Origin of the sequence: Methanocrinis sp. (genome assembly GCF_049974945.1) — an archaeon.
Classification (GTDB): domain Archaea; phylum Halobacteriota; class Methanosarcinia; order Methanotrichales; family Methanotrichaceae; genus Methanocrinis.
In genome coordinates this window covers 18,450-27,622 of sequence record NZ_JBNGCU010000012.1, presented here as the reverse complement: position 1 = coordinate 27,622, position 9,173 = coordinate 18,450, and the positions used below count along the sequence as shown (strand labels likewise).

Genomic DNA, 9,173 nt, shown 5'->3' with positions numbered 1-9,173 from the left:
ACGATCACCCGAAACGAGATGACCTTAAAGGAGATCCGCCTCGCGGGCGGCGAGGATATATCGGTCAGCGGCGAGGGGTACTACGAGGATGGCAAGTTCAGCTTCGCTGAAGAGAGACCGGGCTCCCTCGACCGGCTGAAGTTCCTCCTCGCCGCCGGAGCTCTGAACTCCAGGGCGACGATCGACGATGGCGGGGCTTTCGGCGATCCGACGGAGCTTGCAGTCGTCGCCGCCGCCAGGAAGGCCCGGGTCCGACTGGAGGGGTACAGAAAGGTCGAGGAGATCCCCTTCACCAGCGACCGGAAGATGATGTCCACGATCTACGAGAGGGACGGTTCAAAGACCATCTTCTCCAAGGGCGCGCCGGAGGTTTTGATGAAGCTCTCAGACCGGATCATTGACGAAGACGGCCGGGTTCGGCCCCTCAGCGAGGCCGATCGGGAGCGGATCGAGACCGAGGCCGAGGACCTGGAGCGGAAGGCCTATCGGCTCCTCGGAGTCGCCTACGGAGAGGGGAAGGACGAAAAAGACCTCGTATTTCTGGGCCTGTTGGGGATCATGGACCTTCCCCGGGAGGAGGTATACGACGCGATAAAAAAATGCCAGCGGGCCTCGATAAGGGTGATGATCCTCACCGGCGACAACCCCCTGACCGCAAGAGCGATCGCCGAGAAGGTGGGGCTTGAGGTGGACCTCGCCCTCACCGGCGACGAGCTCCGGCACATCCCCGACGAGGACCTGGCAAAGATACTCGCCGAAAAGAACGTCCTCTTCGCGAGGATGAGGTCTGAGCAGAAGCTGCGGATCGCCGCCCTCCTCCAGGAGAACGGGGAGGTGGTGGCGATGACCGGCGACGGGGTCAACGACGCGCCGGCTCTCCGGAAGGCCGACATCGGGATATCGATGGGGACGAAGGGGACGGAGGTGGCCAAGGAGGCGGCCGACATGATCCTTCTCGACGACAACTTCGCCTCGATCGTTGCCGCCATCGAGGAGGGAAGAACCGTCTACTTCAACATCAAAAAGTTCGTCACCTACATACTCTCGTCGAACGTCCCGGAGATCGTGCCATACATCCTCCAGTTCTTTCTCAGAATCCCCCTCCCCCTCTCGGTCATCCAGATCCTCTCCATCGACCTCGGGTCCGACATGCTCCCCGGCCTTGCCCTTGGGAGTGAGGCCCCAGAGGAGGATATCATGGAGCGGCCGCCTGTCGGAAAGAACGAGCGGATCCTCGACCGGGAGGTCTTCAAGAGGGGCTACTTCTTCTTGGGGGCGATCGAGGGGGCGGCGGCCATGACCGCCTTTCTCGGCTTTTTGTTCTTGAGCGGCTGGCATTATGGGGACCTCTCGATCACCAACACAGCCCTTCACAAGCAGGCGATGACGATGACCCTCCTCGGTGCCGTGAGCTGCCAGCTCTTCAATGTCTGGACTCTGCGGTCCTGGGAGTTTTCGGCCTTCAGCCGGGGCCTCTTCAAGAATCGGCTCCTCCTCATCGCCCTCGTCCTCGAGCTTTTCTGGATATACGCCCTCCTGAACGTGGGGGCTGTCCAGCTGGTCTTCAACACAGCTCACGTCCCCTATGGGTATCTCTGGCTGCTCCTCCCCTTCCCGGTCCTCCTCTTTATAAGTCACGAGGCCTATAAGTGGAGGCTGCGAAGGAGGGGGCTATAAGGTATACATCGGAATGTTCTTGCAAAAGTTCAAGCAACCTATTTCAGCCAAGTGGCGCAATACGTCATGTGCCCAGCGCCTCACGGCGGGCGCGGGCGGGCCGTTTTGTGGAGGGAACTCGATTGAAATCGAACGGAAATGTAGGATCAGAGATCGTCCGTACCCTGGTGGCGACGATAGCCATTCTCTTCATTGTCACATCTTCGCCGGCGATGGGACAGACAATTTCTGCCTCGCCGAGCGTGGCAAACCCCTGGGACGAGATCACCGTCACCTACTCGGGGGCGCCGGGGTTTGATAGCGACTGGATGGCCATGTTCAATGTGGATGAGGCGAACGAAAATTACCGCGAGTGGTATTACCTGAACGGGAATGAGAGCGGGACGTTGACCTTCACCGCCCCCAACGAGGTGGGAAGCTACGAGTTCAGGATGTTTGAGAACTGGGCCGGTGGCGGCGGCTATAACGATATCGCGACAAGCAACGTCGTCGGGGTCCAGATCGAGCCTGTAAACCCAGTGACGATAACAGCGTACCCTCGGATTGTGGCTCCGGGCGGGCTGATCGGTGTCACCTACTCAGGAGCCCCCGGGTTTGATAGCGACTGGATGGCCATGTACGAGGCGGGCGCGGCAAATGAGGATTACGGAGAGTGGTACTACCTGAACGGGAATGAGACTGGAACTTTGACCTTCACCGCTCCCGTAGAGGATGGCAGCCGCGAGTTCAGGATGTTCAGAAACTGGGCCGGAGGAGGGGGGTACAACGATATCGCCAGGTCCAACAGCATCTTGGTCGAATCCTCGCTGGCCCTGGGATGCGACTGGGAGTCCTTCACCCCGGATCAGTCGGCCTTCGTCGGCCAGCAGAGTGGCGTTTTTCCTCTCAGAGATAGTCCCTTTGTTGCTGGCAGCTACCTGGTACTGGTGGGTCCGGCGGGGAAGAATGGTCTTGATCTCCCTCCCGAATCGTGGAACGCGTTCGGACCGTACCAGCTTTTGGGTGGGCATAAGTACAGGGCATCGATCGAACCCCCGCAAGGTGGATCTTTGCGATTTGAAGAGGACCCGGCGGATCTGTCGTCGTATAGCGATCCGAGCCCAGAATATTCCAGCGTATATGCCCGTAACAACTGTCCTGGCGATATCTGGTACGCCATATGCCTGCAGCTGGTCGAGCCTGCAGGAGTACCAGGATCCGAGGAGAGATATGTGGACCCCTGCGAGGAGGACCCCACGAGCCCTGCTTGCTTGTTTTTGATGTGAAATGGCCGGTTCTGAGGAAATGGCCGGTTCGAAGGGGGGGCGGATGGCCGCCATCCGTCCTCGCATTTTTTTTGAAACGAGAAAAATAGTATATGGTCAAACCTCATCCTGCGCTGCCCCTCTCGGCCTGGTCCTTGACCAGGGCGCCGTAGGCCTCTCCCGACTCGGTGAGGGATATGGCGCCGTCCTCATCGACCTCGATCAGCCCCGCCAGCTCCAGCCGGTGGAGGTGGTAGTCGAGCATATTCGGGCCGACCAGCTCTGCGATCTGCCGGACCGAAAGGCGCCCCTCCACCATCAGGATGACCATCCTCCTTCTGATAGGATTTTCCAGGGCGTGATGGACGAGGGCCATCTCTTCGGGGGACTCGGGCTTGGGCTTTCGTCCGATCTTCATGAAGATCGAATGGGCGGGGGCGAGTATCTTCCTTTCGGTTGCAGATCGAAGAGGGTGTGGGACTTTGATGATCCTCAATCTGAGAGGATCTTCTCGTGCTCCAGCTCCTCGGCAGGAACCGGCGCCTTCTCCTCGTCGGGGTAACCGAAGGCGATCATCGACTCGACCCTGATACTTTCGGGAAGGCCCAGGACCGACCGAACGTGCTCCTCTGACGTGACCGAATCGTCGTGCATCCGGAGCCTTATCTGGATCCAGCAGGAGCCGAGCCCTCGGCTCTGGCCCGCCAGCTGGAGGATGATCGATGCTATGGAGCAGTCCTCGATCCAGACGTCCGACTCATCCTCGGCGGTGCAGACGACGACCCCCAACCGCGCTCCCGCAAGAAAAGACGAGCCGCTCGGCTTCGCCTTGGATAGGGCCTCAAGCTTCGATCGGTCCTCTACGAAGACGAACCTCCAGGGACGAAAGTTCCGCGAGGTGGGCGACCGGAGGGCTGCCTCCTTCAACAGCTCAACGATCTCGGGCTCGATATCTTCATCCTTGTACTTTCTGACGCTTCTCCTCTTTCTTAGTATGTCTATCATGAATCTCCCCCGGTTTCTTCAACTAATAATCATCTCGACGAAATATAAATAAATCCGCTCCCGACCTCTGTCGAAAGAGGGTGGCCAGGATCGTCCCGGCCGCAGGACCCCGTTTCGGGCTACGGCTGCCATATCCCGTCCCCCAAAAACCAGGTCTCGCCCACCTTGGCCACCCGGCTGAGCTTCAGCTCCGGGGTCATGTTTTCAGCGGGGTTCGGATAAAGGTAGTAGGACTCGCCGCCGCCACCCCTCTCTCCACCGCATTCATCAGGCTCGTCTCAAGGCGGGCCTTCGCCTCGTGGAGGAAGGAGGCCAGCTCCACTTCCTGAGGCTATCGTTTGCGATCGGCGCGAGATAGAGGCTCTCGGCCTCGGCCGGGGCCTCCGATGCCCCCGCATTGCCGGAGAGGGGGGCGGCCAGGAGGGCCGAAAAGACGATTCTGATGTATGTCATTGACATAATCCTATATTCGTCATCTTAATCATTATATCGGTTTTGGAGTTCTGGCCCTTCGGCGATCTCTGATCAGGCCGAAGGCTCAACTCCGAAAGATTTACCTCGGGTCACGACGATACCTCTACTTCGTACCAAACCGGACCGAATTACGGACCTGGTGGGCTGAGAAGCTGGTGACACCATCGGAGGAAGAAGGACAAGAGTTCTGAGCATCCTGGTCGAACCTCTTCGAGCCGATCTGTTCTTTAAAGGAGTTTGAGCATGTCCGAAAAGAGCGAAGACGGCAGGGATCAGAGCGAAACGAGATCCAAATCGGCAGTTGAGACTCCCGTTGGTGCAGGTCGCGACCTCCTGTCGGGTGGAAAAGGAGAGGGGAAAGGGATGGACCCCGTCTCCAGAGTGGCGGCCTTCTCCCTCCTGGTGAACTTATCCCTAGTCGGGATCAAGCTCGCCCTCTCCTACGTCTCAGGAAGCCTCGCCCTCCAGGCTGACGCCGTCCACTCCCTGGTGGACGTCTTCGGCTCGACGGCCCTGATCCTGGGGATCTTCATCTCCGGGAGGAAGAGCAAGAGCTTCCCCTACGGCCTCTACAAGGTGGAGAACCTGGTGGCGGTGATAATCTCGCTCCTCCTCTTCCTCACCGCCTACGAGATCGCGCGGGAGGCCCTGGTCGGCGCGTCGTCGGCCGTACCCTACAGCGGCTGGGTTCTGGTGGCGGTGGCGGGAATCGTTCCCGTCCCCCTCCTCTTCGGGACCTACGAGATGAGGGTGGGGGAGAGGTACAGCTCCCCCAGCCTCATGGCCGACGGTCGCCAGTTCCGGGCCGACGTTCTGACGGAGATGGTCGTCTTCGCCGCCGTGGCGGGCCAGTTCTTCGGCCTTCCCCTGGACAGGGTGGCGGCGGCGATAATCGCGGTCTTAATCATCAAGGCGGGCTGGGAGATCCTCGTCTCGGGGATGAAGGTCCTCCTGGACGCCTCCATCGATCCCTCCACCCTGAAGAAGATCCAGGATGTGATAGAGGCCCGCCCCGAGGTCTCGGCGGTGGAGGAGCTGACGGGCAGAAACTCCGGACGCTATCTCTTCGTCGAGGCTAAGGTCGCCTTCAGGGTAGCAGACCTCACCAGAGCCCATCAGGCGAGCCAGAGGATCGAGAGGGACATAAGGGAGGCGGTTCCCAACGTGGACCGGGTCTTGATCCACTTTGAGCCGAGGCCCAAGACCCACCTTCGTTACGTCGTCGCCCTCGCAGACCTCGACGGAAAGGTTAGCTCGCACTTCGGCGAGTCCCCCTACTTCGCCCTCGTCGACTTCAACCTCGAGGAGGGGCGGGTTGAGGGGCAGACGATCCTGGCCAACCCCTACAAGGATATGGAGAAGGGGAAAGGGCTGAAGGTCTCGGGCTTCCTCCTCTCCAAAAAGCCCGACGTCGTCGTCGCGGGCGAGAGCCTGGAGGGGAAGGGGCCGGGATACGCCCTGGCCGAGGCCGGGGTCGAGACGGTCAAGACCGATGCCGAGACTCTGCAGAACGTGGTGGAGGGGATGGGCGGGGATCGACGGACGGAAAATAATTTTAACGGGTCCGCAAGACCTCTCGGCGATGAACTTCCCTGAAGATGGCTTCGACGACAACTCTCTCCTGGAAGAGGTGATGCCGCTCTACGAGGGAAATGACCCCGCTCACGACTTCTCCCACGCCCTGAGGGTCTGCCGGAACGCGAGGTTGATCGGAGAGGAGGAGGGCGCGGATCTGCGGGTTGCCCTCCTCGCGGCCCTCCTTCACGACGCCGGGTCGGGGCCGAAGCTTCCGAAGAGGCGGGCCGATGCGGAGGCGGGGAAGCTTGCAGCCTTGGAGGATCTCCTGAAGAGGCGAGATATGCCAGAAGATGTGAGAGGAAGGGTTCTTCGAGCGGTGGAGACCCACAGCTTCTCGAAGGGGATGAATCCCGAGACCATGGAGGAGATGGTCCTCCAGGACGCCGACAGGCTCGACGCCATCGGAGCCATAGGGATAGCCAGAGTATTTCTTACCGGAGGCGCCCTCGGCAGGCCCCTCTACAACCCCGAGGACCCCTTCTGCAGAAAGAGGGAGCCTGACGACGGCAGGTGGAATCTGGACCACTTCTACAGGAAGCTACTCAAGCTCGAGGACGGTATGCACACCGAGGCGGGACGGAGGCTCGCAAGAAGGAGGGGGGCTGTTCTGAGACGGTATCTGATGGACCTTGAAGATGAGATCTCGAAAGGGATATAGGGGGAGAGCTCCGACCAGAATGGCGGCGAGACGGAGACGAGAGAGAGCAGGGGAGAGCCGGACGGCGCGGAAGAGGACGAGGGAGAGGAAGGCGGGCATGCGGTGAAGGAGAGGGAGAAGATGGAGCTTATTTTGCACCCCAAGTCGGAGATCGATTCTAGGACCAAGAGACTTCAGAGCAGGATGGAGGACCTCGCCGGAGCGATCCTCTTCCAGTCCGTGGACATGCTCTACTTCTCGGGGACGGCCCAGGAGGGGCTGGTCTACGTCCCCGCCGACCCCGGGGCCGAGCCGGTGGTGATGGTGAGAAAGAGCCTGGAGAGGGCGAGGGAGGAGTCGCCCCTGGAGGTCGCTCCCCTCAGAAGCCTGCGAAACCTGAAGGCGGACCTCGGAGTCCCCGAGGGGGCTAGAATCGGCCTGGAGCTTGACGTCCTTCCTTTCAACAACTACGCCCGGGTGGAGCGGGCCCTGGGGGACGCGGTGTTGGTGGACGTCTCCGAGAGGATCAGGCACGTCAGGTCGGTGAAGTCGGAGTTTGAGATCCGGCTGATAAGGGAGGCGGCCCGGATGCTGGACGCGGGGATCGGCTCGGTCCCCGAGCATCTGAGAGAGGGGATGGCCGAGATCGAGCTTGCAGCCCAGGTCGAGGCGGAGATGCGGAGGATGGGCCACCAGGGCTCTCTTCGGTTCCGCAGGTTCAACCAGGAGCTTCCCATGGGCCATCTGATGGCAGGGCCGAACGCCGCATACCCGAGCTGCGTCGCCTCTCCCACCGGAGGCGTCGGACCCTCCCTCCTCCAGCCCCAGGGTCCGGGCTTTCGGAAGATCAGGCGGGGAGAGCCGATCCTCGTAGACTACGGCGGAGTCTACAACGGCTATACCGCCGACGAGACCAGGATCTTCTCCATCGGCCCCCTTCCAGAGGAGCTGGAGGACGCCCACATGGCGGCCCTGGAGGTGGAGAGGGCCGCGGCGGAGGCCCTCCGGCCCGGCAGCTCCGGCCGAAGGGTCTATGAGATCTCCGAGGCGAGAGGCGAGGAGCTGGGGTACAAAGACCACCTCGGCGGCCCGGTGGGGGCGAAGTGCGGCTTCGTCGGTCACGGCGTGGGCCTTGAGATCGACGAGATCCCGGTCCTGGGGCCCGTCGACCACGAGATCCTGCCCAACATGACCGTCGCCATCGAGCCGAAGATGATCTATCCGGGCGTCGGCGTCGTGGGGATCGAGGACACCCTCCTCACCACCGACGAGGGTCCCGAGAGGCTTACCGGGCTTTCCCAGGAGATATGGCGGGTGTGAAGGGATAATCAAAATTAAAAACAAAAAGAAGCAGCAAAAGAGGCGGGCCGGATAGGGGTTCAATCGTCGAAGTAGTCCAGTATCGCGGGCAATAGCTCCCCCCTCTCCACCAGGCTTCCTGCGACCCGGCGGAACTTGCTGTAGTTCTCCCGCTCCCTCTCGGATGGAAGGTCCGGCCTCTGGCCGGTCTGGAGGAGGAAGATGAAGTCTCGCAGGGCCCTGTTGTACTCCGAGATCCTCTCCAGCTCCTCTTCGGAGGCGTCCTCGCTCTTCTTGTGGACGAGGAGATCGTCGACCGCGTAGCCCTCCTTCAGGGTGAGGGTCAGGACCTCGTGGTAGGTCAGATCCTCTATCGCGTCGATGAACCTGTCGAGATCGCAATCTTCAGATATCATAGCCTATCACTCGCATCATAGCCGATCACTCCCTCCCCAAAAGATCGAGATTTTCCGGTCTCACCTGGCTCACCTCACAACTCGATCCTGTCCCACTCCGACCTCGCTTCCATGATCGGCACCTCATCCACCTCTCCGGGAAGCTTGACCTGAACCGAGTTGATCAGCATCTCCGTCAGCTCCACCGAGGCCTCCGAGGCTATGGTGCAGTCGACCTGGCCGTAAAGCGTCCCGTTGACCTCGCGGATGTCGGGCCAGAATATGGCGCAGACCAGGGTTCTGCCGCTCTGCCGCCCGCCGAGCCCCAGGATGGCGGGCTTTGCGTCGATGTACACCTCGTGGGTCTGGATGTTGGCGCACCCGGCGTCGTTGAGGTAGGAGACCACCGCTCTACGGGTGAGAGAGCTCGTCGCCTCCATGGGGACCCCGTAGTCGGTGATGGCGATCATCATCGTACGGCCTTCTCCGATCCAGCATACGTGAGAGGGGTGCTCTTTGCCGTCGACGGTGGCGTAGGGCACCTCCTCGAAATCGATCTCGTAGCCGGTGTAGTTCCCGAGGTCGAAGGAGACCTCGTACTCGTCCAGCGTGACCGTCTCCTCCGCGGCCAGGGCCACCGCCGCGAGAAGAACCAGCGTCGAGACCGCCATCAAGATCATCAAACGCCGCTTCAACCCCGACCTCAAATCCACCAACAATCTCATCATCCAAACCTCACTTCCATTTGCAGGGACCCGGATTTGTCCGCATCTCTAATAAATGTTATATCAGAGGCTCGACAGAACTTCTATCCTACTGGGCGATCCGGCCGTTCTGACCGATTCGGTCGATGAAGATGATACT

General features: G+C 60.8%; 10 protein-coding genes. 5 read left to right on the top strand and 5 right to left on the bottom strand.

From position 1 onward, the window contains the following. Positions 1-1,677, top strand: a 1,677-nt coding sequence (locus ACP5EL_RS02365; RefSeq protein WP_428400836.1) for a cation-translocating P-type ATPase, incomplete at its 5' end; no start/stop codon positions are given. Between the two features lie 122 nt (positions 1,678-1,799). Next, on the top strand, positions 1,800-2,942 hold the full coding sequence (locus tag ACP5EL_RS02360; RefSeq protein WP_428400835.1) for a hypothetical protein: 1,143 nt from the start codon (positions 1,800-1,802) through the stop codon (positions 2,940-2,942). Positions 2,943-3,045: 103 nt separating this feature from the next. On the opposite strand, the gene ACP5EL_RS02355 is transcribed toward ACP5EL_RS02360, so the two are convergent. The 3 genes from ACP5EL_RS02355 to ACP5EL_RS02345 form a co-directional block, all read right to left on the bottom strand. Then, positions 3,046-3,339 carry a hypothetical protein gene (locus ACP5EL_RS02355; RefSeq protein ID WP_428400834.1) on the bottom strand — a complete coding sequence of 98 codons (294 nt, stop codon included), beginning with the start codon at positions 3,337-3,339 and terminating at the stop codon, positions 3,046-3,048. A 74-nt stretch (positions 3,340-3,413) separates the two neighbouring features. Further along, positions 3,414-3,926 (bottom strand): nitroreductase family protein, encoded by a 513-nt coding sequence (locus tag ACP5EL_RS02350; protein WP_428400833.1) that lies wholly within the window; start codon positions 3,924-3,926, stop codon positions 3,414-3,416. 267 nt (positions 3,927-4,193) lie between these two features. Continuing rightward, positions 4,194-4,385 carry a hypothetical protein gene (locus tag ACP5EL_RS02345; protein WP_428400832.1) on the bottom strand — a complete coding sequence of 64 codons (192 nt, stop codon included), beginning with the start codon at positions 4,383-4,385 and terminating at the stop codon, positions 4,194-4,196. A 378-nt stretch (positions 4,386-4,763) separates the two neighbouring features. On the opposite strand from ACP5EL_RS02345, the gene ACP5EL_RS02340 reads away from it, so the two are divergent. From ACP5EL_RS02340 to ACP5EL_RS02330, 3 genes are all read left to right on the top strand, one after another. Next, the gene (locus ACP5EL_RS02340) at positions 4,764-5,996 is read left to right on the top strand and encodes a cation diffusion facilitator family transporter (protein WP_428400831.1); all 1,233 of its coding nucleotides are present in this window, start codon (positions 4,764-4,766) and stop codon (positions 5,994-5,996) included. Continuing rightward, the gene (locus ACP5EL_RS02335) at positions 5,983-6,636 is read left to right on the top strand and encodes an HD domain-containing protein (RefSeq protein ID WP_428400830.1); all 654 of its coding nucleotides are present in this window, start codon (positions 5,983-5,985) and stop codon (positions 6,634-6,636) included. The genes ACP5EL_RS02340 and ACP5EL_RS02335 overlap by 14 nt, the downstream gene beginning before the upstream one ends. Positions 6,637-6,738: 102 nt before the next feature. After that, a complete protein-coding gene (locus tag ACP5EL_RS02330; RefSeq protein WP_428400829.1) occupies positions 6,739-7,935 on the top strand; it encodes a M24 family metallopeptidase in 1,197 nt (398 codons plus the stop codon). Between the two features lie 59 nt (positions 7,936-7,994). On the opposite strand, the gene ACP5EL_RS02325 is transcribed toward ACP5EL_RS02330, so the two are convergent. Both ACP5EL_RS02325 and ACP5EL_RS02320 read right to left on the bottom strand, forming a co-directional pair. Continuing rightward, on the bottom strand, positions 7,995-8,330 hold the full coding sequence (locus ACP5EL_RS02325; protein WP_428400828.1) for a hypothetical protein: 336 nt from the start codon (positions 8,328-8,330) through the stop codon (positions 7,995-7,997). 74 nt (positions 8,331-8,404) lie between these two features. Further along, on the bottom strand, positions 8,405-9,037 hold the full coding sequence (locus tag ACP5EL_RS02320; protein ID WP_428400827.1) for a hypothetical protein: 633 nt from the start codon (positions 9,035-9,037) through the stop codon (positions 8,405-8,407). Positions 9,038-9,173: the final 136 nt, after the last annotated feature.